Origin of the sequence: Streptomyces viridiviolaceus (assembly GCF_014650995.1) — a bacterium.
GTDB lineage: Bacteria > Actinomycetota > Actinomycetes > Streptomycetales > Streptomycetaceae > Streptomyces > Streptomyces viridiviolaceus.
In genome coordinates this window covers 176,733-203,330 of the sequence record NZ_BMWA01000006.1, presented here as the reverse complement: position 1 = coordinate 203,330, position 26,598 = coordinate 176,733, and the positions used below count along the sequence as shown (strand labels likewise).

The 26,598-nt window shown below is 72.7% G+C and carries 25 protein-coding genes; 14 read left to right on the top strand and 11 right to left on the bottom strand.

Annotated elements, in window-relative coordinates; translation table 11 throughout:
- The first annotated feature begins 18 nt into the window (after window positions 1-18).
- The 4 genes from IE260_RS10395 to IE260_RS10380 all read left to right on the top strand — a co-directional run bounded on the left by IE260_RS10395 (window position 19) and on the right by IE260_RS10380 (window position 4,423).
- The gene (locus tag IE260_RS10395; RefSeq protein ID WP_189870240.1) at window positions 19-1,902 is read left to right on the top strand and encodes an FUSC family protein; all 1,884 of its coding nucleotides are present in this window, start codon (window positions 19-21) and stop codon (window positions 1,900-1,902) included.
- Window positions 1,903-1,936: 34 nt separating this feature from the next.
- Window positions 1,937-3,286 (top strand): amidohydrolase, encoded by a 1,350-nt coding sequence (locus IE260_RS10390; protein WP_189870239.1) that lies wholly within the window; start codon window positions 1,937-1,939, stop codon window positions 3,284-3,286.
- A gap of 106 nt (window positions 3,287-3,392) precedes the next feature.
- Window positions 3,393-4,082 carry a DUF899 domain-containing protein gene (locus tag IE260_RS10385; RefSeq protein WP_189870238.1) on the top strand — a complete coding sequence of 230 codons (690 nt, stop codon included), beginning with the start codon at window positions 3,393-3,395 and terminating at the stop codon, window positions 4,080-4,082.
- A 155-nt stretch (window positions 4,083-4,237) separates the two neighbouring features.
- Window positions 4,238-4,423 carry a DUF8839 family protein gene (locus tag IE260_RS10380; RefSeq protein ID WP_189870237.1) on the top strand — a complete coding sequence of 62 codons (186 nt, stop codon included), beginning with the start codon at window positions 4,238-4,240 and terminating at the stop codon, window positions 4,421-4,423.
- A 36-nt stretch (window positions 4,424-4,459) separates the two neighbouring features.
- Here the strand turns inward: IE260_RS10380 and IE260_RS10375 are convergent, their stop codons facing one another.
- The 3 genes from IE260_RS10375 to IE260_RS10365 all read right to left on the bottom strand — a co-directional run bounded on the left by IE260_RS10375 (window position 4,460) and on the right by IE260_RS10365 (window position 7,670).
- The gene (locus IE260_RS10375) at window positions 4,460-6,325 is read right to left on the bottom strand and encodes an ABC transporter ATP-binding protein (protein WP_189870471.1); all 1,866 of its coding nucleotides are present in this window, start codon (window positions 6,323-6,325) and stop codon (window positions 4,460-4,462) included.
- Between the two features lie 275 nt (window positions 6,326-6,600).
- Entirely contained in the window at window positions 6,601-7,041 is a 441-nt protein-coding gene (locus IE260_RS10370) for a hypothetical protein (protein WP_189870236.1), read from the bottom strand.
- The gene (locus IE260_RS10365; RefSeq protein WP_189870235.1) at window positions 7,032-7,670 is read right to left on the bottom strand and encodes an ATP-binding protein; all 639 of its coding nucleotides are present in this window, start codon (window positions 7,668-7,670) and stop codon (window positions 7,032-7,034) included. The genes IE260_RS10370 and IE260_RS10365 overlap by 10 nt, the downstream gene beginning before the upstream one ends.
- 233 nt (window positions 7,671-7,903) lie before the next feature.
- Here IE260_RS10365 and IE260_RS10360 point away from each other — a divergent pair, with 233 nt between their 5' ends.
- From IE260_RS10360 to IE260_RS10350, 3 genes are all read left to right on the top strand, one after another.
- Window positions 7,904-8,764 carry a Sco1979 family transcriptional regulator gene (locus IE260_RS10360; RefSeq protein WP_189870234.1) on the top strand — a complete coding sequence of 287 codons (861 nt, stop codon included), beginning with the start codon at window positions 7,904-7,906 and terminating at the stop codon, window positions 8,762-8,764.
- Window positions 8,765-9,040 (top strand): DUF397 domain-containing protein, encoded by a 276-nt coding sequence (locus IE260_RS10355; RefSeq protein ID WP_189870233.1) that lies wholly within the window; start codon window positions 8,765-8,767, stop codon window positions 9,038-9,040.
- Window positions 9,041-9,176: 136 nt separating this feature from the next.
- Window positions 9,177-9,980, top strand: coding sequence for an SAM-dependent methyltransferase (locus IE260_RS10350; RefSeq protein WP_189870232.1), 804 nt, complete (start codon window positions 9,177-9,179; stop codon window positions 9,978-9,980).
- 80 nt (window positions 9,981-10,060) lie between these two features.
- On the opposite strand, the gene pdxR is transcribed toward IE260_RS10350, so the two are convergent.
- Window positions 10,061-11,482: a MocR-like pyridoxine biosynthesis transcription factor PdxR gene (pdxR, locus tag IE260_RS10345; protein ID WP_189870231.1), complete on the bottom strand. Its 1,422-nt coding sequence runs from the start codon at window positions 11,480-11,482 to the stop codon at window positions 10,061-10,063.
- Window positions 11,483-11,529: 47 nt separating this feature from the next.
- On the opposite strand from pdxR, the gene IE260_RS10340 reads away from it, so the two are divergent.
- Window positions 11,530-12,039, top strand: a complete 510-nt coding sequence (locus IE260_RS10340; protein ID WP_189870230.1) for a carboxymuconolactone decarboxylase family protein — start codon at window positions 11,530-11,532, stop codon at window positions 12,037-12,039.
- 47 nt (window positions 12,040-12,086) lie between these two features.
- On the opposite strand, the gene IE260_RS10335 is transcribed toward IE260_RS10340, so the two are convergent.
- Both IE260_RS10335 and IE260_RS10330 read right to left on the bottom strand, forming a co-directional pair.
- Complete coding sequence (locus IE260_RS10335; RefSeq protein ID WP_189870229.1) at window positions 12,087-13,577, bottom strand: glutamate synthase subunit beta; 1,491 nt, start codon at window positions 13,575-13,577, stop codon at window positions 12,087-12,089.
- Between the two features lie 220 nt (window positions 13,578-13,797).
- Window positions 13,798-14,277 carry an anthrone oxygenase family protein gene (locus IE260_RS10330; protein WP_189870228.1) on the bottom strand — a complete coding sequence of 160 codons (480 nt, stop codon included), beginning with the start codon at window positions 14,275-14,277 and terminating at the stop codon, window positions 13,798-13,800.
- Between the two features lie 186 nt (window positions 14,278-14,463).
- Between IE260_RS10330 and IE260_RS10325 the strand changes: the two genes are divergently transcribed.
- Window positions 14,464-15,096, top strand: a complete 633-nt coding sequence (locus IE260_RS10325; RefSeq protein WP_189870227.1) for a nucleoside/nucleotide kinase family protein — start codon at window positions 14,464-14,466, stop codon at window positions 15,094-15,096.
- Window positions 15,097-15,119: 23 nt separating this feature from the next.
- Here the strand turns inward: IE260_RS10325 and IE260_RS10320 are convergent, their stop codons facing one another.
- The 3 genes from IE260_RS10320 to IE260_RS10310 form a co-directional block, all read right to left on the bottom strand.
- Window positions 15,120-16,247, bottom strand: a complete 1,128-nt coding sequence (locus tag IE260_RS10320; RefSeq protein ID WP_189870226.1) for a magnesium and cobalt transport protein CorA — start codon at window positions 16,245-16,247, stop codon at window positions 15,120-15,122.
- A gap of 177 nt (window positions 16,248-16,424) precedes the next feature.
- On the bottom strand, window positions 16,425-17,339 hold the full coding sequence (locus IE260_RS10315) for a carbohydrate kinase family protein (protein WP_189870225.1): 915 nt from the start codon (window positions 17,337-17,339) through the stop codon (window positions 16,425-16,427).
- Window positions 17,336-18,241 carry a pseudouridine-5'-phosphate glycosidase gene (locus tag IE260_RS10310; protein WP_189870469.1) on the bottom strand — a complete coding sequence of 302 codons (906 nt, stop codon included), beginning with the start codon at window positions 18,239-18,241 and terminating at the stop codon, window positions 17,336-17,338. The genes IE260_RS10315 and IE260_RS10310 overlap by 4 nt, the downstream gene beginning before the upstream one ends.
- Window positions 18,242-18,343: 102 nt before the next feature.
- On the opposite strand from IE260_RS10310, the gene IE260_RS10305 reads away from it, so the two are divergent.
- On the top strand, window positions 18,344-18,772 hold the full coding sequence (locus tag IE260_RS10305) for a VOC family protein (RefSeq protein ID WP_189870224.1): 429 nt from the start codon (window positions 18,344-18,346) through the stop codon (window positions 18,770-18,772).
- 47 nt (window positions 18,773-18,819) lie between these two features.
- Here IE260_RS10305 and IE260_RS10300 read toward each other — a convergent pair whose 3' ends face one another.
- Window positions 18,820-19,374, bottom strand: coding sequence for a methylated-DNA--[protein]-cysteine S-methyltransferase (locus IE260_RS10300; protein ID WP_189870223.1), 555 nt, complete (start codon window positions 19,372-19,374; stop codon window positions 18,820-18,822).
- Between the two features lie 77 nt (window positions 19,375-19,451).
- Entirely contained in the window at window positions 19,452-20,342 is an 891-nt protein-coding gene (locus IE260_RS10295; protein ID WP_189870222.1) for a glycerophosphodiester phosphodiesterase, read from the bottom strand.
- A gap of 279 nt (window positions 20,343-20,621) precedes the next feature.
- Between IE260_RS10295 and IE260_RS10290 the strand changes: the two genes are divergently transcribed.
- From IE260_RS10290 to IE260_RS10275, 4 genes are all read left to right on the top strand, one after another.
- Window positions 20,622-21,500: an MHYT domain-containing protein gene (locus IE260_RS10290; protein WP_189870221.1), complete on the top strand. Its 879-nt coding sequence runs from the start codon at window positions 20,622-20,624 to the stop codon at window positions 21,498-21,500.
- Window positions 21,501-21,540: 40 nt separating this feature from the next.
- The gene (uvrB, locus tag IE260_RS10285) at window positions 21,541-23,676 is read left to right on the top strand and encodes an excinuclease ABC subunit UvrB (RefSeq protein ID WP_189870220.1); all 2,136 of its coding nucleotides are present in this window, start codon (window positions 21,541-21,543) and stop codon (window positions 23,674-23,676) included.
- Window positions 23,677-23,818: 142 nt separating this feature from the next.
- Complete coding sequence (locus IE260_RS10280; RefSeq protein WP_189870219.1) at window positions 23,819-24,397, top strand: TerD family protein; 579 nt, start codon at window positions 23,819-23,821, stop codon at window positions 24,395-24,397.
- A 78-nt stretch (window positions 24,398-24,475) separates the two neighbouring features.
- A complete protein-coding gene (locus IE260_RS10275) occupies window positions 24,476-26,500 on the top strand; it encodes a TerD family protein (RefSeq protein WP_189870468.1) in 2,025 nt (674 codons plus the stop codon).
- The last annotated feature ends 98 nt before the right edge of the window (window positions 26,501-26,598 follow it).

Here is a 26,598-nt window from a genome sequence, read left to right as displayed (position 1 = left end):
ACAGGAGCCCCGCGCGCCGTGACCCGCCCCGTCCGCACCGCCACCGCACTCCCGCTTCCGCCCTGGCTCGCCCACGCCCTCCGCGCCCAGCGCGGGCCCGTCCCGTGGAACGCGGTCACGCGGGGTGCGCTGGCCGCGGGGCCGCTGCTGCTCGCCGCCGTGCTCGCCGGCCGGGCCTCCGTCGGCGTGGTCGCCGCCATCGCCGCCATGCTGGCCGGGATCAACGACCGGCCGGGCAGCAGGCGGACCTCCGTCCAGCGGATCGGCGTGCCCGCGCTGGCGGGCGCGGCCGGGCTGCTGGCCGGGACGTACGCGGGGCAGCACCTGGGAGCCCTGGCGCTCACCCTCGTCCTCACCGCGCTCGGCCTGCTGGCCGGAGCCGTCAGCGCCGTCGGACCCGTGGCGTCCGGGGCCGGCACGCAGTTGCTGGTCGCCACCGCCGTGGGGGCCGGGATGCCGCTGCCCGATCCCGGGTGGCAGCGCGTCCTGGCCTTCCTCGCCGGCGCCGGATGGCTGCTCGTGCTGCGGCTGATCCTGCCCACGCCCGGCTCCCTGACCGGCGAACGGCGCCTCGACTTCCGCTTCGACGGGGAGCGGACGGCCGTCGCCGACGTGTACGACGCCGTCGCCGCGCTCCTCGACGCGGCCGGCACCGAGCACGCCGTCACCCGCCGGGCCGCGCTCACCGCCGCCCTCGATCACGCCCAGGACGCGCTCGCCGGCCCCCGGCTGCGGCGCCAGGCATCGTCCGCGGCCGAACGGCGGCTGCACGCGCAGTACGCGGCCGCGCTGCCCCTCGCCGAGGCCGCGACCGCGCTCGCCTGGGCGGGGGAGCCCGTGCCCGCGCGGGCCGGCGCGGGGCCCCGGCGGCTCGCCGCGGCCGTCCGCGGAGGCACGCACACCGGACCGCTGCCCGCGCCCGCCCGCTCAGCCCCGGCCCTGCGCGCCCTCGACGACGCCCTGTTGCGTGCCGCCGTGGCCTTCGACCAGGGCGGGGGCGGTGACCTGCACACCCGCAGGCGCTCGCCCGCCGCCCTGGCGCGTACGGTCCTCGGCGCCGGCGGGCGGGAGTACGGGCTGCGCGTCGGTCTCTGCTTCGGTGCCGCCGCCGCCGTCGCCCAGGCCCTGCACCACGCCCACTGGTACGGGCAGCACCAGCACTGGTACTGGCTGCCCGCCACCGCCGTCTTCCTCGTCAAGCCCGATCTCGGGCCGCTCGCGTCCCGGGTCCTGTGCCGGGCGGCCGGTACCGTCCTCGGGGCGCTGGTCTTCGCCGGGTTCGCCGCCGTGCTGCCCCGGCCGGAAGGGCTCGTCGCGCTCGTCGCCGTCAGCGGCGCCCTCATCCCGGTCGCCGCCCGGCACTTCGCCGCCCAGACAGCCGTCGTCACCGTCCTCGTCCTCGCCCTCGTCATGGTCGGCGGAGAGCCCCAGGCCTCGGTCGGCCGCATCGGCGAGACGCTGCTGGCCTGCGCGATCGTGCTGGTCGTCGGGCATCTGCCGATGCCGGGTCAGCGAGCCGGCGGCGTCCGCGCCCGGCTGGCGGCGGCGAGCGGCGCCGCCCACGCCTACCTCGCCCACGTACTGAACGAGGGCGGCGACCGGGCGACCCGCTGGACGCTGCGCCGCGAGGCCTACCGCACGCTCGCCGAGGCCCGCTCCGCCATCGCCCTCGCCGCCGCCGAACTCCCCGCGCTGGCCCGGCACTCCAAGGGCGCCGACGAGGTCGCGGCCGTCCTCGAACGGCTCGTCGACACCACCACCGCCTGCGCCGTGCACCTCGACGACACCGGCCGGCTCACCCCCCGGCACCTCGGGCGGCTCGCCGAACTGCGGGACGAACTCGCCGAACGGCGCGACCTGGTGGGCCGGCTGCGGCTGCCCGAGCTGCCGCTCGCCGGATGACCCGCCGACGGCCCCGGTGCCCTACGTTGGCGGCATGACGCACTCCGCCGATCTCGTCATCACCGGCTGCACCGTGCTCGTGCACGACGACCGGGAGCGGATCGGGTTCGAGGAGGACGCGGCCGTCGTCGTACGGGGCGGGATCATCGAATCCGTGACGACGGCCGCCGAGGCCGAGGCCGTCCCCGCCGCCGAACGCGTCCACGCGCGCGGACAGGTCGCCCTGCCCGGACTGATCAACTGCCACACGCACGCGCCGATGGTCGCCCTGCGCGGCCTCGCGGAGGACCTGCCCACCGAGGAGTGGTTCAACGACGTCGTCTGGCCCGTCGAGTCCAACCTCACCGAACGGGACGTGGAACTCGGCGCCCGGCTCGCCTGCGCCGAGATGATCCGCGCGGGCGTGACGTGCTTCGCGGACCACTACTTCGCGATGGACGCCGTCGCCGCCGTCGTCGCCGAGTGCGGGATGCGGGCGCTGCTCGGCCAGGCGTACTTCTCCTCGCAGGGAGCACAAGGCCGGCAGCGGTCGCTCGAGTTCGCGCTGCGGCACCGGGGAACGGCCGACGGACGCATCACGACCGCACTCGCCCCGCACGCGCCCTACACGGTGGACGACGCCGACCTCGCCGCCACCGCCGCCCTCGCCCGCGACCACGGCCTGCCGGTGCACCTGCACGCCGCCGAGAACCGCGACCAGACCGACGCCAGCCTCGCCCGGCACGGGGTCACCCCGATCCAGGTCCTGGAGCGCACCGGGATCCTCGACACCGACGTGCTCATCGCGCACGGCACCGGCATCGTCGAGTCCGACCTGCCCCTCCTCGCGCGCGCGGGGGGCCGTACGGCCGTGGCGACCGCGCCCCGCGGCTACCTGAAGTTCGCCTGGCCCACCACCACACCCGTACGGGCCCTGCGCGACATCGGGGTTCCCGTCGGACTCGCCACGGACGGCGCCGCCTCGAACAACTCCCTCGACGTGTGGGAGTCCATGGCGCTCACCTCCCTGATCCAGAAGTCCACCCAGGGCGACCCGCGGTGGCTCACCTCCCGTCAGGCCCTGCACCACGCCACCCTGCAGAGCGCCCGGGCGGTCGGACTGGGCGACACGGCCGGCAGCATCGCGCCGGGCCGGCGGGCCGACATCGTCCTCGTCGACCTCACCGGCCCGCACACCCAGCCCGTGCACGACCTCGCCGCCACCCTCGTGCACAGTGCGCGCTCCGCCGACGTACGCACGACGATCGTCGACGGGCGGATCCTGATGCGGGACCGGGAGCTGCTCACCCTCGACGTCCCGGCGGTGGTGGAGGAACTGGGGGAGCGGCTGCCCGCCCTGGTCGACCGCAGCCACGGCCGCCGGATCCAGGCGTACGACACCTGATCCGGCACCGCCCGCGGGACGCGGGAAAAAATCTTCCCGAGCCGCCGATGAGTTCCGCTCCTCCCGCCGGTCATCACCCGGACGGACCGTTGCACAGGAGGAGCCCATGTCGCTTCCCGAGATCGTCTCGCGCGCGGAGTGGCGCGCGGCGCGCGAGGCCTTACTGGCCAAGGAGAAGGCGGCCACGCGCGCGCGTGACGCGCTCAACGCCGAGCGGCGCAGGCTGCCCATGGTGGAGATCGACAAGGAGTACGTCTTCGAGGGCGGGGACGGGAAGGCCACGCTGCCCGACCTCTTCGAGGGGCGGGACCAGCTGGTCGTCTACCACTTCATGTTCGCCCCCGAGTGGGACGCGGGCTGCCGCAGCTGCTCGGCGTTCCTCGACCAGATCGGGCACCTGGTGCACCTCAGGGCCCGCGGCACCTCGTTCGCCGCGGTATCCCGGGCGCCGTATCCGAAGATCCTGCAGTTCAAGGCGCGGATGGGCTGGACGCTGCCCTGGTACTCGTCGTACGTCAGCGACTTCAACGCCGACTTCGAGGTGACCCTCGAGCACGAGGGCGCGCTCGTCGAGCGGCCTGGCCTCAGCTGCTTCCTGCGGGAGAGCGACCGTGTCTTCCACACCTACTCGACGTACGAGCGCGGCCTCGACGGTCTCGGCTCGACCACCAGCCTTCTCGACCTGACCGCGCTGGGCCGGCGGGAAGAGTGGGAGGAACCCAAGGGGCGGGCTTCGGCTCTTGGGGCGCCTGCGGGAAGTGAGGGAGTCAGGTATCACGACGAGTACGAGCTCTGACACGTACCGCGACCGAAGGGTCCGAACGGCTGAGACACGGCTCACACGTTGCGGTGAACGAGTGTCAACTACGTCTCAGTAGCGTCACTTCACGAGGCGTTCACCCCATGGTTGGCGTTTAACTCTACGAGTACAGCGCTACATGGAGGTGCAGGGTGAACGGGCGAACGGTGCTCGAGCGCTTTCCCGCCGGCGGGCCGCGCGGGTCCTGGCCGGCGGAGGAGTTCGCGCATGCGCGGCGTCTGGAGGGCCTGCCCGCCGAGGTCGTCATGGACCTCGCCACGGACATGTTCCTGGTCGTCGTCCGCAGCGGTGAGACCGCCGGTGACGCGGCTGCGTGAGGTGCGGCTGCCGGTGACGCGGGCCGAGCGGCCGGGTCAGCCCGCCTTCGGAGCGGGCACCGGCGCCTTGGTGAACTGCTCCGCCTGCAGGGAGTACAGCTCCGCGTAGACCCCGCCGGTGGCGAGCAGCTCGTCCGGTGTCCCGGACTCCACGAGCCGGCCCTGGTCGAGGACGTGCACCAGGTCCGCGTGGCGCACGGACGCCAGCCGGTGCGTGATGAGGACGACCGTCTGGCCGTTGCCGGCCAGGGCGCGGATCTTGTCGAAGACCTCCAGCTCGGCGCGGGCGTCCAGGGCCGCCGTCGGCTCGTCCACGATGAGGATGCGGCCCCTGCGGTACGCCGCCCGGGCGATCCCGACCCGCTGCCACTGCCCGCCGGACAGCTCGTGGCCGCCGCTGAAATTGCGGGCCAACAGCGTGTCCAGACCACGCGGCAGGTCCGCGACCACGTCCTCGGCCCCGGCCTCGGCGACCGCCTCGGCCACGCGTTCGTCGCCGAGCGGCGCGGAGGAGCGGCCCACGGCGACGTTCACGCGCGCGGTGAACGGCCATCGCTTGAAGTCCTGCGCCACCATCGCGATGCGCTCGGCGAGCGCCCGGCGGTCCGCCGTCGCCGCGTCGACGCCGTCCCACAGGATGCGGCCCCGGTCCGGCGTGTACAGGCCGGCGAGCAGCTTGACCAGCGTCGTCTTGCCGGAGCCGTTCTCCCCGACGAGTGCCACGATCCGCCCCAGCGGGAGGGTGAGGCTGACGTCGTCGAGTGCGGGGCGGGTGGCGTCGCCCGGGTAGCGGAACGTGACGTTCTCGAAGCGGATCTCCTCCGGGTCGTCCGGCAGTGCCGCACCGCCCGCCGGGATGGCCCGGTCGGCCGCCTCGACGTGCAGCCGTTCCAGATCGCCGACGAAGAGGGCCTCCTCGTGGAGGGCGTTGACCTCCACGACCAGGGTGCCGAGGCTCTGCGAGCCGGTGCGGATGGCGATCACCGCCGTGCCCGCCACCGCCAGGGCCATCGCGCCGCCCAGCAGCAGCCCGCCGAGCGTCGCGTACGTGGCCGCCGTCGCCAGGCCCGTCCACGCCGCCGCGATCAGTCCGGTACGGGCCGCCAGCCCGGCCAGCCGGGCCTGTTCCGCCTCGGCGGTCTCCGACATGGCGCGGAAGTGACGCAGCAGGAAGGGACCCACCCCGTGCACCCGGATCTCGGGTGCCGCGGCCGGCTCGATGAGCAGGCCGGCCAGCAGCCGTCCCGCGCGCTCGTGCTGCACCCAGGCGTGGAACGACTCGTACCGGCGCCGTGCGAGGGTCAGCGCGCTCCAGGCGCTCGGCAGTGTCATGGTCACCAGCAGCGGCAGCAGCACCGGATGCAGCACGGTGAGGACGCCGGCCGCCGCGATCAGCGAGGTCATCGCGTTCACCACGCGCGTGCCGTACTGGATCATGCGGCGCGCGGACGCGGCGCCGTACTGGGCGGTGTCCAGCAGCTTGTGGAAGGCGTGGTCCTCGATCGCGGCCAGCTCCACGGCCGCCGCCCGCTCCAGGTACCGCTCGGTGGCCACCCGCTCCACCTTGGGCTCCAGCCGCCCGGTGGCGTACGTCGAGGCCGCCCGCAGCAGCGCCGCGACCAGCATCACCGCGGCCACGGTGACCAGTGCGGGGACGGTTCCGCGCAGCCGCTCCTCGATCGGGCCGACGGCCATCAGGCCGCCGAGCACGCTGTTGACCGCCAGCAGGCTCACCGCCTGTGCCACGCCCCGGCCCGCCTCGGCCGCCAGCACCGTGCGCGCGGCCCGCGCGTCGGCCTGCCGGGCGAGCCGCAGGCTGGACGCCAGCAGGGACGGCAGCCGGGTCACCATGGCCCGGAAGCCCAGCTCCAGGAAGGCGTCGGCGTGCTGGTTCCAGCCCATGTCGTAGCGCAGTGGCCCGCCGAAGAGCAGCCGCTCCGACTCCGACACCCCGACCGGGTCCGTGCCGCGCTTCCTGCGCACCGTCGGCCTCCCGCGAACGTGGACGAACGGCCACTATCCCGGGGGCGGACGCCGTCCGGGCAGGGCGCGAGCGGGGGAGGCCGAAGCGCGCGGGCGCACACCTACCGGAAGGGCGCGCGGGGCGCAGAGGCACGGCGGGCGTCGAAGGGCTGATCGAGGGGCGACGGCCGTCGCCGGACACGTACGCCGGAACGCTACGCGCTCACCGGCCGTGACCACGTCGGTGTGGTGCCCGTGAGCCGGCACAGCGCCAGGTACAGCGGGATGGGCGGGGTGTACGGCACCGTGCCGTCCGGGCGGTGGATCAGGCCGGGGACGCCGGGGGCGTCCGGGACGACCGCGCCGGTGGCGTACCGCGCGGGCGCGGGCCACTCCAGGGCGTAGTCGGAGTCGGAGGGGACGATCCACCACCAGTGCGCCTCGTCGGCGAACACGCACCCCACGCGGGGCAGCCGGGGCATCACCAGTGGGCCGAAGCGGGCGGGTACCGCGACCGCGTCGCAGCCCAGCGGGGCCGTCATGCCGTCCGGTACGGGCAGCCGCAGGGGCGTTCCCGGTGCGCGACGTCCGCGCTGCAGGCGGACGAGCGAGTCCAGGGTGAGCGGGCGGGTGCCGGACGCAGCCCTCAAAGCCATGCGGACCCCGTTCCGGGAGGTACCTGTCGGTGGCTCGCCTCCGCCTCGTCGTCGCCCGTTCCGCCGGTGGAGCCGGGCTTCGGGCGTGCGCCCCAGCCCAGGTCGTTGCGGGGCTCGGACGGATCGCGCGGGGCGTCGGACTTGCGCGGCAGCTCGGCCCAGACCAGCAGTCCGGGCCCGTGCTCGTGGGCGCCCCAGGCGTCGCACAGGGCGTCGACGAGGAGCAGTCCCCTCCCGTGCTCGTCGTCGGGCTGCTGCCCGGCCGAGGGGTGGGGCTGGCCCGGTGCGCATCCCTCGTCACGCACGGCTATGCGCACCAGGTCGTCACCGTCGTGCAGCTCGCACACTATGTGCCTGCTCGCGGTGTGCACGATCGCGTTGGTGACCAGCTCGGAGACCACCAGGGCCGCGGTGTCGCAGGTGTCCTCGCACACCGACCAGCCGGTCAGCCGGGCCCGTGTCAGGCGTCTGGCCTGCGCCGGGGAGCTCGGATGCGCGGCCAGCTCGAAGCGGAACCGACGCTCGGCGGCGGCGGTCCCGGCGGGGCCGGCTCCCATGACGGCACAGAGGCCGAGCCGGCCGTCGGTGGCGTCTGTTCCTAAGGGCGCGGACGGAATCACGCCTGCCACTATCGCCCCGCCGTGAACACTTGGCAAGTGTCACTCTGAAAAATGCAGAGTGCTGTGTGACGGTCTGGACTGCCGTGGCACACTGCTCGCAACAGCACGTCGAGCGGCGCCACTTCGGGTCACCGAAGGTCTGCCCAGACCTTCGAATGAGTCTTCGGATGGCGCCGCCGGGCTGTCCGCACACCTTCGCGGGCGGTCGTGATCAGGATCCGAGACTCTGCAGGAGGTGGAGCGTGAGCGAACCGCGGTCCGCGCCGACGGTCGGCCAGGTCGTCCTCGGCCGGCGCCTGCTGGACCTGCGGGAACGCGCCGGGCTCAAGCGTGAGGAAGCCGCCCGCATCCTGCGCGTCGCGCCCGCCACGGTCCGCCGCATGGAGATGGCCGAGGTCGCGCTCAAGATCCCGTACCTCCAGCTGCTTCTGAAGGCCTACGGCGTGGGCGACGAGGAGGCCGACGCCTTCGTGCAGTTGGCCGAGGACGCCAACAAGCCCGGATGGTGGCAGCGCTTCTACGACATCCTGCCGGGCTGGTTCTCCATGTACGTCAGCCTCGAGGGAGCGGCCAGTCTGATCCGCTCCTACGAGCCCCACTTCGTCCCGGGACTGCTGCAGACCGAGGAGTACGCGCGCGGGGTGCTGCGCTCGGGGGCCATCGGCCAGACCAGACCGGACGACATCGAGCGCCACGTCGACCTGCGCATGCGACGCCAGGAACTGCTGACCCGCGAGGACGCGCCCCGCCTGTGGGTCGTGATGGACGAGACCGCACTGCGCCGCCCGGTCGGCGGCCCGGAGGTGATGCGTGCTCAGATCGACAAACTGCTCGACGCCACGAAGCTGCCCAACGTGACGCTGCAGGTCGCCCCGTTCACCAACGGGCCGCACCCCGGCACGTACGGGCCCTTCGTGCTGTTCCGATTCGCCATGCCGGAACTCCCGGACATGGTCTACAGCGAGTACCTGACCGGCGCCGTCTACCTCGACGCGCGCACCGAGGTGGCGACCCACCTCGAGGTCATGGACCGCATGGCGGCGCAGGCCGCTACGGCACATCGCACGAAGGAGATCCTCCGGGATCTCCGCAAGGAGCTGTGAATGGAACTCATCAAGTCCCAGCCCAAGCCGCGGATCCGCGGTGAGCGGATCTACAACGGCATGCCCGCCCGTGAGCTGGGCAGCGAGGGCTGGCACAAGCCGTGGAGCGGCGGCAACGGGGGCAACTGCCTGGAGGCGATGAAACTCGCCGACGGCCGGATCGCCGTACGGCAGTCCACCGACCCCGACGGTCCGGCGCTGATCTACACCTCCGCCGAGATGACGGCCTTCATCGAAGGAGCGAAGGCGGGAGAGGCGGACTTCCTGCTGTCCTGAGACGTGATCCCTGTTGCACCTTGTTTAAGCACGCTCCTTCCTCCTTGCCGACGCCTCTCTTGCCTGGCGCCGAGTTGACCGAGTCGACCGAGTTGACCACCCACCGCTGCGGACACGTGAACCCCTGGAGTCCCCCATGACCGGGCAGCACCACGTCGAGATCGACACGAGCAGGCCGCATCCGGCGCGCATGTACGACTGGTATCTCGGCGGCAAGGACAACTACCCGGTCGACGAGGAGATGGGCCGTCAAATGCTGGCCCTCGACCCGAGGGTGCCGGTGATGGCCCGGGTCAACCGCGCGTTCATGCACCGTGCCACACGCTGGCTCGCCGGCCAGGGCGTGCGGCAGTTCTTGGACGTCGGCACCGGCATACCGACCGAACCCAACCTCCACCAGGTCGCCCAGCGGATCGCGCCCGACGCCCGCGTCGTCTACTGCGACAACGACCCCATCGTGCTGGCCCACGCGGCGGCCCTGCTGCGCGGCACGCCCGAGGGGGCGACCGAGTACCTCCAGGCCGACGTGCGGGACCCGGACGCCATCCTGGAGGGTGCGCGGAAGGTCCTGGACCTCGCCCGGCCCGTGGCGCTGTCGCTCGTGGCGCTGCTGCACTTCGTGTCCGACGAGGACGGCGCGCACGACCTGGTCGGCCGGCTGATGTCCGAACTGCCCTCCGGCAGCCACCTGGTGGTGACCCACGCGACGGCCGACTTCACCCCCGAGGAGTCGCGGGCGGCCACCGAGAAGCTCAAGGCCGCCGGCGTCACCCTCGCCCTGCGCTCGCGCGAGCAGTTCGCCCGCTTCTTCGACGGCCTCGACCTCGTCGAACCCGGCATCGAAGTGCCCCACCAGTGGCACCCGGAGCTGGGCGAACCGGTCCCCGGGCAGGAGGACGGCATCATTCCGGGGTACGGCGCGGTGGCGCGCAAGCCGTGACCGGCGGATCCGAGTGATGCCCGGGGCCGCCGGCGACGGCCCCGGGCATCGCGTTTGTTCCCGGCGGGGCCCGGCCGGGTTCACTCCGGCGGCAGCGCCCCGCACAAGGCGTCCAGCGCGGCTCCGTACGCGTGCTCAGAGGGCGTCGCATAGCCCACGACGAGTCCGTCGCGCGGTGCCATGTCCGTGTCCGGGTGCCGGAAGGCGGCGAGCCCGTCGAGGGCGACGCCACGCCAGGCAGCGGCCTTGACGACGGACCGTTCGGTGCCGGGCGGCAGCCGCAGCACCGCGTGGAGCCCGGCCGCGACACCCGTCACCTCCACCTGTGGCGCGTGCGCGGCGAGCGCACGCACGAGACGGTCCCGGCGTCGGCGGTAACGCTGCCGCATCCGCCGCACATGGCGGTCGTACGCACCGCAGACGAGGAAGTCGGCCAGGCTCAACTGGTCGAGGACACTCGCCCACCCCTCACGCTCGCCCTTGGCCGCGAGCACCCCCTCCACGTACCGCTCGGGCAGCACCATCCAGCCCAGTCGCAGCGCGGGCGACAGGCTCTTGCTGACCGAGCCCACATGGATCACCCGCTCGGGATCCAGGCCCTGCAGCGCCCCGACGGGCCTGCGGTCGTAGCGGAACTCCCCGTCGTAGTCGTCCTCCAGCACCAGGGCGTCACGCGCGCGTGCCCAGTCGACCACGGCCGCCCGGCGCTCCGGGTGCAGCGGGCCCCCGGTCGGGAACTGGTGCGCGGGCGTCAGCAGCACCGCCCGCTCGCGCCCCAGCCGGTCGACCCGCGCGCCGTGCTCGTCCAGCGGCAGCGGCACCGTCCGCACACCGGCCGTCGCCAGCAGGCCACGGTGGAAGTCCAGCCCGTACGCCTCCACGGCCAGCGGACCGCGCAGCACTCCGCCCCCGCCCTGCCCGAACAGCAGCCGCACCGCGTGGGCGAAGCCGGAGCAGATCACGATCCGCTCCGGCTCGGTCCGCACGCCACGCGCGCGTGCCAGGTACTCCGTGAGCGCCTCCCGCAGCTCGATCCGGCCGGCCGGATCGCCGGGACCGAACACCTCGCCGGGCGCCTGCTGGACAGCCCGCCGGTAGGAGGCGAGCCACGCCGTGCGCGGAAACGCCGACGCGTCCGGCGTGCCCTGCCGCAGGTCGTGCCGGGGGCCACGCGCGCGTGGCGGGACCTTGTCCGGCGTACGGGCGGCGGGCCGCAGGGGCTCCGTGCGTGCGGCGACCCGGGTGCCCGAACCCTGGCGGGCGGTCAGCCAGCCCTCCGCGACCAGCTCCGCGTACGCGTCGGCCACCGTGTTGCGGGCCACGCCGAGGTCGGCGGCGAGCGAACGGTACGGGGGCAGCCGGGTGCCGGGAGCGAGCCGCCCGCTGCGCACGGCCTCGCGCAGGGCACGGGTGAGCGCTGCCCGCCGCCCGCCCTGCCCGGACAGCTCCAGATGCAGGTCGGCACCGATCCGCTCTGCGGAATTGACCCATGAATCCGCCATGGAAATGCACCCTACAGCCGGTCTTTACGGCTCGTAGGTTGAAGGACATGACGACGAACACGACCACCCGGACCGGTACTTCGACCCAGCACGGCGGAGCCGCCGCGCAGCACGGCCGTCTGAACTTCGCCAGGACCGCCCCCAAGGCGTTCCGGGCCCTCGTCGGCTTCGACGCCGCCGCCCGCGAGGGCCTCGACCCCGTCCTCGTCGAACTGATCCAGATCCGCGCCTCGCACCTCAACCACTGCGCCTACTGCCTCCACATGCACACCAGCGACGCCCGCAGGGCCGGCGAGAGCGAGGACCGGCTGCACATGGTCGCCGTGTGGCGGGAGGCCCGTCACTTCTTCACCGAGAAGGAGCAGGCGGCCCTGGCCCTGACGGAGGCGGTGACCCTGGTGGCCGGCTCCGGCGTCCCGGACGACGTCTACGCCCGGGCCGCCGAGCTCTTCGAGGAGCAGGAGCTGGCCCAGGTACTGGCACTGATCTTCGCGATCAACACCTGGAACCGGCTGGCGCTGTCGACGGCGAAGCGGGCGGGGACGGACGAACGCTGATCATGCGCGGCGCGGTCGCCGCGACCGGGGGAGCGGTGGCCGCCTTCCTAGGCCCTCATCGGCCGGTCGAACGGACCGATCGGCGCCGGCAGGCGCGTGGTGCCGTCCGACAGCCGGCGGTCGACGGCCGCCGCCACCGCCCGACCCTCCGCGATCGCCCACACGATCAGCGACTGGCCGCGAGCCGCGTCCCCGGCGGCGAACACGCCGGGGACGTTGGTCGCGAAGTCCGCGTCCCGGGCGATCGTGCCGGGCGGCTGAAGCTCCAGCCCCAGCTGATCCACGAGCCCGTCGTGACGGTCGGGTCCCGAGAAGCCGAGGGCGAGCAGCACGAGATCCACCGGGAGAGCCCGTTCGGTGCCGGGCAGCGGTCGCCGCCCGGCGTCCACCCCGACGAGGTGCAGCGAGCGCACATGCCCGGCCGCGTCCCCGGTGAAACGGAGCGTGGACGCCGCGAACAGGCGCGCGTCCGCGTCCGCCGCAGGCGCGGACCGCAGGTGACGCGCCTCCTCGTGCGCGGCCGACAGGCGGTACAGCTTCGGGTACGTCGGCCAGGGGTCGGCCTCCTCGTCGCGCTCCGTGCCCGGCTGCGCGTAGATGTCCAGCTGGGTCACGGAGGCGGCCCCTTCGCGCACCGCGGTGCCCAGGCAGTCCGCGCCCGTGTCACCGCCGCCGACGATGACCACGTGCTTCCCGGCGGCGGACAAAGGGGAGGTCTCCAGGTCGCCCTCGCACACCCGGTTGGCCAGCGGCAGGTACTCCATCGCCTGGTGGATCCCGGCCAAGTCCCGCCCGGGCACCGGAAGTTCGCGCCACGCCGTGGCTCCGGTGGCGATCACCACGGCGTCGTAGCGGGCCCGCAGCTCGGCGGCGCCGATGTCCCGTCCGACGGTCGTCGAGGTGCGGAACCTCGTGCCCTCGGTGCGCATCTGCTCGATCCGCCGCTCCAGGTGCCGCTTCTCCATCTTGAACTCGGGGATTCCGTACCGCATCAGCCCCCCGATCCGGTCGTCCCGCTCGTAGACGGCGACCGTGTGCCCGGCCCGGGTCAGCTGCTGTGCCGCCGCCAGTCCCGTGGGCCCCGATCCGATCACCGCCACCGTCTTGCCGGACAGCCGCTCCGGCGGGCGCGGCGGCGTGAAGCCCTCTTCCCATGCCCTGTCGGCGATGGCGCACTCGACGTTCTTGATGGTGACTGCCGGCTGATTGATCGCGAGCACACATCCCGCCTCGCAGGGCGCAGGGCACAACCGGCCCGTGAACTCGGGGAAGTTGTTCGTGGCGTGCAGCCGGTCGCTCGCCGCCCGCCAGTCCGCCCGGGCGACCAGGTCGTTCCACTCGGGGATCAGGTTGCCGAGCGGGCAGGCCTCGTGGCAGAAGGGGATGCCGCAGTCCATGCAGCGGTCGGCCTGCTTGTTGATGATCGGCAGCAGGGCTCCCGGGACGTACACCTCGTCCCAGTCCCGAACACGCTCCTCGACCGGCCTGCGGGGCCAGTCCTCGCGGGGCGTGGTCATGAAACCCTTGGGATCGGCCATGGCCGTCTTCCTTGCGTACGCGGGGTGGCAGGCCGTGTGTCGCCGGGCGGCGCTCTTTCGGCCACAATACGTCCGCCCGGCCCGTCACGCAGAGCGCCGGACACCGTCACGCCCACGGGTTTCGCCCCGACTCTCCGCCCCAGGCCGGCGGCGTCCCCCAGGCCGGCGGCGTCCCCTAGGCCTCGCCGCGCCCCTCGCCCAGAGCCGGACGATGCCGGCCTCAGGCGAGGGCCAGTACGTACACCACCGCCGCCGCGGCCGAGGCGACCGTGCGGACGTGGTTCCACGCCGTCCACTCGCGTACGTACGAGGGCCAGTAGGCGGCCGCCTCCGCCGTACCCGGCTCCAGCCGCAGCAGCGCGGTGTTGCGCGGCACATTGGCGGCCACGGTGACCCCGAAGGACCCGAACAGATGGAGCGCGCTGCCCAGCAACAGCTCCACCGTGCCCTCGTCCGGCCACAGCACGAACGTCACCACGGCGATCACCGCGGTCAGCACCGCCGTCCCGAGGAACACGAGCATGAAGGCCGGCCTCACCGCGGCCCTGTTGATCGCGTTCATCGCGGCCACGCCCTGCGCGGGCGGCAGCGTGGCCAGCCCCCGCATGACGAAAGTGGAGAAGCCGCAGAAGACCCCGGCCACCAGGCCGGTCCCGAGCACACCCAGCAGCGTCAGCACGAAGTACGGCCCATCGATCATGTCGCGTCAGCTCCCGCTCGCCGGGCCGGGCCCTGCCCGGCACCTCCACCGTCGATCACCTCGAGTCAACCCCCGCCCGAGCACGGCGACCATGGCCCAGCGGCGCGGGAACATACGTGAGCGTCCAGCGCCCGCTTCTCCCGGTGACGTCGCCCCCCTCCTGCACGGCTGACGCATCATGGCCCTGTGCGACTGGAAGCGATCACCTGGGAACGGCTCGGAGACCTGCTCGCCGAGCGCCTGCTCGACCTGGAGCCGGCCGACGGCGGCGCCTGGCCGCGGGTCGCCTTCGACGGGGCCCCGGCCGCCCGCCCGGGAGACCTGGCCGAACGGGTCTGCGAGGCGCTGCGCCGACGCGGACGTCCCTCCCTGGTGGTCGGGACGGAGGGCTTCCTGCGCCCCGCCTCGCTCCGTCTCGAATACGGACGCCAGGACCTGGAGGCGTACTACCAGGGCTGGTACGACACCGCCGCCCTGTGGCGCGAGGTCTTCGGCCCCCTCGAACCCGGCGGTGACGGACGCGTCCTGCCCGACCTGTGGGATCCGGCCACCGACCGCGCCACGCGCAGCGCCTACGTCCGCCTCCCGCCGGGCGGGGTGCTGCTGATGCACGGGCCCTTCCTCCTGCGCCACTGGTTCCCCTTCGATCTGAGCGTCCACGTGCTGCTCGGCCCGGGCGCGCTGCGCCGCCGCACCCCCGAGGCGGACCACTGGACCCTGCCCGCCTTCGAGCGCTACCAGGAGGAGACCGACCCCTCCGGCACCGCGGACGTCCTGGTGCGAGCCGACGACCCGCGTCATCCGGCGTGGAACGGCTGATCCACCGGAACCCGCTGTCCCCCTCAGAGCCAGCCGTTGCGCCGGAAGCCCCGGTGCAGTACCAGGCAGGCGACCGATATGACGCCGATGACCAGTGCGTAGCCGTATCGCCAGCGCAGCTCCGGCATGTGGTCGAAGTTCATGCCGTACACCCCGCAGACCATCGTCGGCACGGCGACGATCGCGGCCCAGGCAGTGATCTTCCGCATGTCCGCGTTCTGCGCGACCGTGACCTGGGCGAGATGCGCCTGGAGGATGGAGTTGAGCAGTTCGTCGAACGCGGCGATCTGCTCGGTGGCCCGCAGCAGGTGGTCCGCGACGTCGCGGAAGTAGGCCTGTATCTCCGGGTCGATCACCCGGACCGGCCGGGTCGCCAGCTCCTCCAGCGGTCGGCCGAGCGGCACCACCGCCCGCTTCAGCTCGAGGAGTTCGCGCTTGAGCTGGTAGATCCGCCCCGGGTCGACCCGTGCGCCGTTCTCCGCGAACACGTCGGTCTCGACCTGGTCGATGTCCGCGTGAACCGCGTCGATGACGGTCAGGAAGTCGTCGACCACGTGGTCCGCGATCGCGTGCAGCACCGACGACGGCCCCTTGGCGAGCTGCTCGGGGTCGGACTCCAGCTCCTCGCGCAACGGGCCCAGCGAGCCGTGCCGCCCGTGCCGCACGGTGACCACGAAGTCCTGGCCGACGAACACCATGATCTCGCCGGTGTTCACCACCTCGCTCGTGGCGGTGAGCTCGTCGTGCTCGACGTAGCAGACGGTCTTGAAGACCGCGAAGAGCGTCTCGCCGTACCGCTCCACCTTCGGGCGCTGGTGAGCCTCGATCGCGTCCTCCACCGCCAGCGGGTGCAGGTCGAACAGCTCCGCGATGCCCGCGAACTCCTGGTCCGTCGGCTCGTGCAGGCCCAGCCAGACGAATCCGGTGCCGCGCTTGCGCATCCGCTCCACGGCGTCGACCGGATCGCCGCCCGCGGGGGTGCGGACACCGTCCCGGTAGGTCACGCAGTTCACCACCGAGGAACCCAGCGGGGAGCGGGCAGGGTGGCTCAGGTCGACACGCGGGCGCCGACGGGCCAGCCGTGCCACCTTGCGGAGGCCGCCGACCCTGCCGAGGCCCGTGACCTTCCGCAGATTCCCTGCCATGGACATCTGGATCTCCTCGCGTGGGTCCCCTCGCGCTGTGCTTCCCGCGCCTTGGCGCGCCAGTCTGCCAGTTCCGCGCGGGCGCCGGACAAGCCTGTGGGAACGGAATGTTCCGCTTTGTTCCCGCCTGTGGACGGGCGGTTGCGGGGCGGCCGTCCCGCGGAGGTCGGCCGCCCCGCGAGGTCAGCCCTCCCGGGGAGGTCTCCCGCCCACCCGACCGACCGCCAGCGCCCCCGCCCGGCACCCCGCCACCGCCGCGTCCTCCGGTTCCGCCCCCGCGATCAGAGCGGCGAGGAAGGCACCGGTGAAGGCGTCACCGGCGCCCGTGCTGTCCCGGGGCGCCGCCGGGGCGGCCGGGACACGCGCGCACACGGTGCCGGAACGGGCCACCAGCGCGCCCTCCTGGCCCCGCTTGGCGACCACCAGCGGGACATGCCGGCTCAGCTTGGCGGCGGCGTCCTCCGCATCGGGCAGCCCGGTGAGCAGGCATGCCTCGTCCCTGCTGGGCAGCAGGACGTCCACCCCTTCGACGAGGGCCAGGAAACGGCCGACGCCCAGCTCCGTCAGGAACCCCGCCGAGGCCGGGTCCAGGCTCACCGGCACCCCACGCGCGCGTGCCGACCTCAGGGCGAGCGCCACCAGCGCGCGACTCGCCCCGGAGAACAGGAGGTAGCCCGACAGGTGCAGCCGTGCCACGCCGTCGAGCAGCGCGTCCGACCAGTCGCCGGGGGCGAGCCGCAGCGAAGCCCCGCTGTCCGTGAGGAACGTCCGCTCGGCCGAGTCGCCCGTGTCGACCAGGCAGATCACCGTCCCCGTCGGCGCGGCGGCGTCGACGACCAGCAGGGGCCGCACACCGCGGGCCACCAGCTCACGCTCGTGCCAGGCCGCCGCGTCCGCACCGACCCGTCCGAGCAGCCGCACGTCCTCGCACCCCGCGTACGCGGCCCAGCAGGCCACGTTGGCGCCCGCCCCGCCCGGCAGCCGCCGGATCGAGGCGGCCGTGTCGGTGCCCGTGGCCAGGGGGCCCCGGTGCCGGGCGACGACGTCCGTGATGACGTCCCCGACCACCAGCAGCGCGCCGCCCGGTGCCGCCGTCACGCGCCGGCCCAGGCCGCCGCGACGCGGGCCGCCAGCCGTACGTTGCCGCGCACCGCGGCCAGGTTGGCGCGCAGCGAGGCCCCGTCCGTGTGCCGCACCAGATGGTCGAGCAGGAACGGCGTGACCGCCTGGCCCGACACCCCCTGCTCCTCGCACGCCCGCAGAGCGTCCGCGAGCACCCGCGCGTGCAGCGCCGGATCGAGCTGCTCCTCCCGTGGGACGGGGTTGGCGACGATCAGCGCCGACTCCGGCCCGCCGAGCGCGTCCTGCGCCCGCATGACCTCCGCCACCTGCTGTGGGCTGTGCAGCGTCCAGTCCACCGGGAGCCCCGAGTCGGACAGGTAGAAGCCGGGGAAGCGGTCCGTGCCGTAACCGGCCACCGCGACGCCCAGCGTCTCCAGGCGCTGCAGGGTGGCAGGCACGTCCAGGATCGACTTCACGCCCGCGCACACCACCGTGATGCGAGTGCGTGCCAGCAGGCCCAGGTCCGCCGACTCGTCCTGCGTCACCGTCCACTCCCGGTGCACCCCGCCGAGCCCGCCGGTCGCGAAGACGCGGACGCCCGCCTGGGCGGCCAGCAGGGCGGTCGCCGACACCGTGGTCGCCCCGCTCGCACCTGAGGCGACCGAGAGCGGAAGATCGCGGTGCCCCAGTTTGCGGATGCCGTCCTCGTTCGCGACCCGTTCCAGCTGCTCCTTGTCCAGGCCGACGTGCGGCCGCCCGTCCAGCACGGCGATCGTCGCCGGTACGGCACCCTCCTGCCGTACCGTCTCCTCCAGTTCGCGGGCCACCAGCAGATTGCGCGGGCGTGGCAGCCCGTGCGCGATGATCGTGGATTCCAGGGCGACCACGGGGCGACGTGCGCCGATCGCCTCCCGCACCTCTTCCGACAACACCAGCACCACGCGCTTGCCTCCTGTCTGTCGGCTCTCCCAGATCTCTGGCGGGCGCAGCCCCGGGCCAAACCCTTGCGGCCCGGGAGAGGGACCGCGAGCCTGGAGGGCATGACGGACAACACGACCCGCATCGACCACGTCGTCCTCTGGGTACGTGACCCGATCGCCGCGGCGGACTTCTACGAGAAGGCCGTGGGCCTGGAGCCCATGGGGGTCACCGAGTACGCCGCCGGCACCGTGACGTTCCCCTCCGTGCGCCTCAACGACGAGACCATCCTCGACCTCGCACCGCACTCCCTGGCCGAGCGCATGCGGATGGTGCCCGGGGCAGCGGCGAGCGCGGGCCATCCCGTCAACCACGTCTGCCTGTCCATGCCACGGCACGACTTCGAGGCCCTGCGCAGCCGCCTGGAGGAGCGGTCGGTTCCCGTCTCGGACTTCTCCCACGACTCTTCCGGCGCCCGTGGTCCGGCCCGGCGCAGCTTCTACTTCCGCGATCCGGACGGCAACGTCTTCGAGGCACGGCACTACGACTAGCCGCCCGGGAACAGCCCCGGTTACGGATGCGCGCCGGGAGCGAAAGGCTAGAACAGCGGCTCGGGCAGCACGCCCTCCAGCGCGAGCAGCCTCCGCTTGGCCTCCAGGCCGCCCCCGAACCCGCCGATGCCGCCGTCGCTCTCCAGGACCCGATGGCACGGCACGACGACCGGCAGCGGATTGGCTCCCATGGCCGCACCCACCGCCTGGGCCGCGCCCGGCTGACCCACGCGTCCGGCGAGATCGCCGTAGCCGACGACCGAGCCGTACGGGACGCCGGACGCCAGCTCCCGCAGCACCTCACGGTTGAAGCCCGAGATCAGCGACCAGTCCAGCGGCAGGTCGAAGTCGCGCCGCTCACCCGCGAAGTACGCGGCCACCTGGCGTATCGCCTCGGCCAGCAACGGGGAGCCCGGCGCCTCGACGGGCTCCGCGCCCAGCCGGGACGCCAGCCGGTCGAGGGCCCGGTCACGCACCGCGTCCGTCGCATGGAACACGACGTTGACCAGGCCCTCGCGGGTCGCGGCCAGCAGCAGCGGACCGATGTCCGTGCCGACGACGCTCCACACGATCCGCTGTTCGTCCTGCCCGTGGCTGTCCATGCGCCCCACGGTACGACCCGCCACTGACAACGCCCCGGGCGGCGGAGGCGGCGGCGCCCTGCCAGGGCGGGACGGGGTCACCCGCCGGCGGGGCCCTCCTCCTCGCCCAGGGCCTTGCGCACCACGTCGGGCTTGTTGGTGATGATGCCGTCGACGCCGTACCCGGCGACCAACCGGGCGGTGTCCGCGTCGTTCACCGTCCAGGTGGAGACCTCCAGCGGCCTGCCGTGCGGTCCCGTGAAGGCGTGGACGGACGAGACGTAGCCCAGGGACAGGGTGCCGTACGAGGGGTTGATCTGGTCGGTGAACTCCGCGTATGCGGGCAGGTCCGAGACCGCCGGCGTACCTAGGAAGCCGGTCTTGACGGCCGGCTTCAGCTCGTGGACGGTGCGCACGCTGTCCGCGCTGAAGCTCTGCACGACGAGCCGGCCGGCCACGTGGCGGCGGTCGAGCCAGCCCTCATTGGCGAGGACCTTCAGGGTCTCCCGCTCGATGCCCGGGTACAGCTGGGGATTCTTGATCTCCAGCAGCAGCTTCTGATGGTGGTGGTCGACGCGCCGCACGTACTGCTCCAGCGTCGGCACGCGCGCGCCCGCGTACGCGGAGCCGAACCAGCTCCCCGCGTCCAGCCGTGCGATCTCGGCGGCGGTGAAGTCCTTCACCTTCCAGGGCGCCCGGTCGGGATAGACCTCCTCGACATCGGTCGTACGCCGGAGGCTGTCGTCGTGGAGGACGACGAGCTCGCCGTCCTTGGTCCGCTGGACGTCGTTCTCCACCCAGCGGATGCCCAGCTCGGCAGCCTTGTCGACGGCGGCCAGCGTGTTCTCCGGCGCGTACGCGGAGGCGCCACGGTGGGCGATGACCAGGGGCTGCTCGGCGCTGTCGTCGGTCCGGGCATGGGAGGCGGGGGCCAGGAGGGCGACCCCGACAAGCGCGGTGGTCATGACGGCAACTGCGCGCGCGTGCATGCGTACTCCTCGCATCGAACGATCACGGACAGCACCACTGTGACAGCAGAGGGTCAACGGTAGGGGGGTGCAGAATGGCCACAGGTTGCACGATGTTGCTCAACTCCGCTCACGGGGGCCGCACAACTGGGGCAAGGCCGTGATTCTTTGCCGCAGAATCGTTCGACCATTCCGGTGGGAGTCATACTCTCTCCCTCAACCCTGGTCGCATCCGCGGTCCTGGGAGGGGGAGCACATCAGGACACTCCAGGACACAAGAGGGCGGAAGGGTAGCCGCGCATGCAAGGCACGGTCGACGGATTCAGCTACGGACTCGTCACACCGCTGGTGGCCTACCTCATGGCCTGCCTGGGCGGTGCCCTCGGCCTGCGCTGCACCACCAGGTCCATGCTGGTCGACAACTCATGGCGCCCGGGGTGGCTCGCCCTCGGTTCGGCGGCGATCGGCTCCGGGATATGGACCATGCACTTCATCGCGATGATGGGCTTCACGATCGAGAACACGCCGATCCACTACGACGGGCCGATGACGTTCGCGAGCCTGGCCGTCGCCATCGTGATGGTGGGCGTGGGGGTCTTCATCGTCGGCTACCGGGGCGCGCGGGGAACAGCCCTGTTCACCGGCGGCACCATCACCGGCCTGGGCATCGCCTCGATGCACTACCTGGGGATGGCCGGTATGCGCCTGGACGGACAGCTGGGATACAACACGTTCACCGTGGCCGTGTCCGTCGTCATAGCCATGGCCGCCGCGACGGCGGCCCTGTGGGCCGCCGGACAGGTCCGCGGCTTTCTCTGGAGCGTCGGCGCGAGCCTGGTCATGGGGCTCGCCGTCACCGGCATGCACTACACCGGAATGGCCGCCCTCGACGTCCAGGTCCACGGCACCGCCGAGCCCTCCTCCGGTGCGTCGCCCGCCGAACTGCTGGCCCCCATGCTGATCGGCCCGCTCGCCTTCCTCCTCCTCGCCGGGGTCGTGGTGCTGTTCGACCCGCTGATGGTGATGGGCAAGCCCACCCGGAGCCCCGTCGAGCACAAGCCGGGCATCCCCGCCCACGCCGTCGCCCCGCGCACGGCCCACCGACCGGCACACCACCCCCCGTTCCGCCCGCGCCGCCAGTTCGTCCACCGGCGCTCGCGCACCCCGCAGAACCGCTGATCCGGACCGGTTGTCAGTGCGGGGTCGTACGGTGGAACGCATGCGGCCCGTTTCCCACATCGAACGCACGGTGGCGCCCTTCGAGGTCGTCAGCCCCTACCAGCCGAGCGGCGACCAGCCGACGGCCATCGCCGACCTCGCCCGGCGCATCGAATCCGGTGAGAAGGACGTCGTCCTGCTGGGCGCGACCGGAACCGGCAAGTCCGCCACCACCGCGTGGATGATCGAGAAGCTCCAGCGCCCCACACTCGTGATGGCGCCGAACAAGACGCTGGCCGCCCAGCTGGCGAACGAGTTCCGCGAGCTGCTGCCGAACAACGCCGTCGAGTACTTCGTCTCGTACTACGACTACTACCAGCCCGAGGCGTACGTCCCGCAGTCGGACACCTACATCGAGAAGGACTCCTCGATCAACGAGGAGGTGGAGCGGCTGCGCCACTCGGCGACCAACTCGCTGCTCACCCGCCGTGACGTCGTCGTGGTCGCCTCCGTCTCCTGCATCTACGGCCTGGGTACGCCGCAGGAGTACGTGGACCGCATGGTCCCCCTCCGGGTCGGCGACGAGATCGACCGGGACGAGCTGCTGCGCCGCTTCGTCGACATCCAGTACACGCGCAACGACATGGCCTTCGCCCGCGGCACCTTCCGGGTCCGCGGTGACACCATCGAGATCTTCCCGGTCTACGAGGAGCTGGCCGTCCGCATCGAGATGTTCGGCGACGAGATCGAGGCCCTGTCCACGCTGCACCCCGTCACCGGCGAGATCATCAGCGACGACCAGCAGCTGTACGTCTTCCCGGCCTCCCACTACGTCGCGGGCCCCGAGCGCATGGAACGGGCCGTCAACGACATCGAGAAGGAGCTGGCCGAGCGCCTGGCCGAGCTGGAGAAGCAGGGCAAGCTCCTGGAGGCCCAGCGACTGCGGATGCGCACGACCTACGACCTCGAGATGCTCCGCCAGATCGGCACCTGCTCCGGCGTCGAGAACTACTCGATGCACTTCGACGGCCGCTCGCCCGGCTCCCCGCCGAACACCCTCCTGGACTACTTCCCGGACGACTTCCTGCTCGTCATCGACGAGTCGCACGTGACCGTGCCGCAGATCGGCGCCATGTACGAAGGCGACGCCTCCCGCAAGCGGACCCTGGTCGACCACGGCTTCCGGCTGCCCTCCGCGCTCGACAACCGCCCGCTGAAGTGGGAGGAGTTCCAGGAGCGCATCGGGCAGACCGTGTACCTCTCGGCGACCCCCGGCACCTACGAGCTGTCCCGCTCCGACGGCACCGTCGAGCAGATCATCCGCCCCACGGGCCTCGTCGACCCGGAGGTCGTGGTCAAGCCCACCGAGGGCCAGATCGACGACCTGGTGCACGAGATCCGCAAGAGGACCGAGAAGGACGAGCGCGTCCTGGTCACCACGCTCACCAAGAAGATGGCCGAGGACCTCACCGACTACTTCCTGGAGCTCGGCATCCAGGTCCGATACCTGCACAGCGACGTCGACACGCTGCGCCGCGTCGAACTGCTCCGCGAGCTGCGCGCCGGTGAGTACGACGTCCTGGTCGGCATCAACCTGCTGCGGGAGGGCCTCGACCTCCCCGAGGTGTCCCTGGTGGCCATCCTCGACGCCGACAAGGAGGGCTTCCTGCGCTCCGGCACGTCCCTGATCCAGACCATCGGCCGCGCGGCGCGCAACGTCTCCGGCCAGGTCCACATGTACGCCGACAAGATCACCCCGGCGATGGAGAAGGCCATCGAGGAGACCAACCGCCGCCGGGAGAAGCAGATCGCGTTCAACAAGGCGAACGGGATCGACCCGCAGCCGCTCCGCAAGAAGATCAACGACATCGTCGCGCAGATCGCCCGCGAGGACGTGGACACGGAGCAGCTGCTCGGCTCGGGCTACCGCCAGTCGAAGGACGGCAAGGGCGCCAAGGCCCCCGTGCCCGCCCTGAGCGGCAAGGGGGCGGGAGCCAAGGCGGCCAAGGGCAGGGCCGTGGAGACGGTGCCGACCGACCGGCCCGCGTCCGAACTCGCCGAGCAGATCGAGGACCTCACCGCACGCATGCGGGCGGCCGCCGCGGACCTGCAGTTCGAGATCGCTGCCCGGCTGCGCGACGAGGTGTCCGAGATGAAGAAGGAACTGCGCCAGATGAAGGAGGCCGGCCTGGCCTGACGGCCCGGGCGGGCACGCGCTGTGTTGCAAGACCGACACAAAGTACGGCCCTGGGTACGGCACTGTCAGTGGCCGTGCGTAGTGTTCAGGTCAACCGCGGGCGCCGCGGCAACAGGGGACAGTTCGAGAGGGGAATCAGCGCGTGACCGTCAACATGACCAAGGGTCAGGCCATCAGTCTGCAGAAGAACGACGGCGGCAGCCTGACGTCGGTGCGCATGGGTCTCGGCTGGCAGGCGGCTCCCCGGCGCGGCCTGTTCGGCTCGCGGACCCGGGAGATCGACCTCGACGCCTCCGCCGTCCTGTTCGCCGACAAGCAGCCGGTCGACGTCGTCTTCTTCCGCCACCTGGTGAGCGACGACGGTTCGGTGCGCCACACCGGGGACAACCTCGTCGGCGGTGTCGGCCAGGGCGGTGACGACGAGGCGATCCTCGTCGACCTGCAGCGCGTCCCGGTCCACATCGACCAGATCGTCTTCACCGTGAACTCCTTCACCGGGCAGACCTTCCAGGAGGTGCAGAACGCGTTCTGCCGCCTGGTCGACGAGACCAACGGCCAGGAGCTCGCCCGCTACACGCTGGCCGGCGGCGGCGCCTACACCGCGCAGATCATGGCCAAGGTGCACCGCGCGGGCCAGGGCTGGTCCATGACCGCCCTCGGCTCCCCGGCCAACGGCCGCACCTTCCAGGACCTGATGCCGGCGATCCTGCCGGTCCTCTAGGCGGTATCGACCGGCCCTCCTCCTGGGGACGGGTCGGCGGCAGACGACACACCACCAGTGACACAGGGGGGACAGGCGATGACGGCCGAGCTGGTGCGGGGGCAGAACCACCCGCTTCCCCAGGCCCGTCTGGAGATCCGGATCTCGGCCGGCACGCCGGTCGTGGCCGGAGCCACGCTCGGCGACGAGAACGGCAAGGTCCATGGCTTCGAGTGGGTGGCCCACCCGGGCACACCCACCCTGCCGGGCCTGGAGGTCTCCAGGCAGGCGGCCGCCGACCACCGTCTCGCGGTGGACCTGGAGGCCGTACCGGAAGCCGTGCACCGCGTCAGTGTGCTGCTCGCCCTGCCCGCCGCGGACGGGACGGTGCCGGTCCGCTTCGGCGCCGTCGCCGCCCCCTTCGTCGCCGTCACCGGCCTCGACGGCACCGAGGTGGCCAGCTACACCATCACCGGCCTGGAGGCCGAGTCCGCCGTCGTCGCCCTGGAGCTCTACCGCCGGCAGGGCGCCTGGAAGGTGCGTGCCGTCGGCCAGGGCTACGCCGGAGGCCTCGCCGAGCTCTTCACCGACCAGGACCTGCCCCAGGCCGCCCAGCTCGCCGGCAGCATTCACGAGGCGGTGGCCCAGGGCCTGGCCCGTTCGGTTCCCGCGCCCCCGCAGCGCACGGCGGACGGCGACCGCTCCCGGCAGCCCGCCGCACCGGCGCTCGGCCCGGACCACGGCGCCGCCACCGCCTCCCAGGGCGCCCCCGGCCCCGTACCGCCGGCGTCCCCCTACGACCCCCACGGCGCCCCGGGGCAGTCCGGACCGCAATCCCCGTACACGGGCGGAGCAGGAGAACTCGGCAGCACCGCCCAGCCGTCCTCGACCGGCTCCGGCGTCCCGATCGACTACAGCCATCCCCGCCGGCAGAACGCGGCTCCGCCGCCACCCCCGCCGACCGCGCCCCCGGCCGAGCCCGGGCAGCCCACGCGGCCCGTCGCGGGCGACGCCACCGGGTGGTCCATGGAAGAGCGGCTCTACAACCAGGTGTGGGGAATGTTCGAGGACCTCGCCCGCACCACGGCCGCGTACCGCAGCGCCGTCGACTTCGCCGACTCGCGCATGGAGAAGGAACTCGACCAGGTCCTGTCCGACCCGCGCAGCCGGATCGGCGGGCAGGGCGACGCCGCCCGCGAGGCGGCCCGCGCCCGGCACGGTCAGCTCGTGGCGCAGGCCCGGGAGGCACTCGACCGGGACCTCGCCCAGCTCACCGCGGAGGCGGAGGTCGTCGAACCTGCACTGCCGGCCGCCTACGCGCGCTGGGACAACCCCGTCTGGCACGCCTACCGGGTGCCGATGGAGATACCCATGGCCCTGCGCCTGGGCGACCTGCACCTGCCCGAGGCCGACCGGATACGCATACCGATGCTGGTCCGGCTGCCGCTCGAGCGCGGACTGTGGATCGACACCGGGCGCTCCGGCTCGCCCGACGGCACCTTCGCCGACTCCCATGAGATGCGGCGCCTCGGTCTGGAGACGGCGGTCGCGCACGCGGCCAGGCTGCTCGCCGTCCATCCCGCCGGTGACTTCACCGTGCACGTCATCGACCCGGCCGGTTCGGGAGGGCAGGCGCTGGCGCCGCTGGTGCAGACGGGTGTGCTCGCCGCCCCGCCCGCCCTCGGCGCCGCGGGAGCGGCGGACGTCCTCGCCAGGCTCACCCAGCGCGTCGACCTGGTGCAGATGGCGGTGCGCGGAGGGGCCGCCGACTCGCTCCCGCCGGGGCTCGACACGTCTCAGCAGCTCCTGATCGTCAACGACTTCCCGCACGGCTTCGACGACCGGGCCGTGAACCAGCTGCGCTACCTCGCGGACGAGGGGCCGGACGTCGGCGTCCACGTGATGATGGTCGCCGACCGGGAGGAGTCCGCCGGGTACGGACCACTGCTCGACCCGCTGTGGCGCTCGCTGCTGCGGCTCACCCCGGTGGCCGACGACCACCTCGCCGACCCGTGGGTCGGGCACGCGTGGACCTACGAGCCCTCGCTCGTTCCACCCGGCAGCCAGGTGCTCCAGCAGGTGCTCACCCAGGTGGCTGCGGCGCGCCGCTCATGGGGCCGGTGATGACCGATCTCTTTGCCAAGCCGGTGTAAAGCGCTGCTGACCAGCCGCTTTGGCCGTCCCTTTACCTTCCTCTTTACCTTTCCTTGGTGAATGGGGTA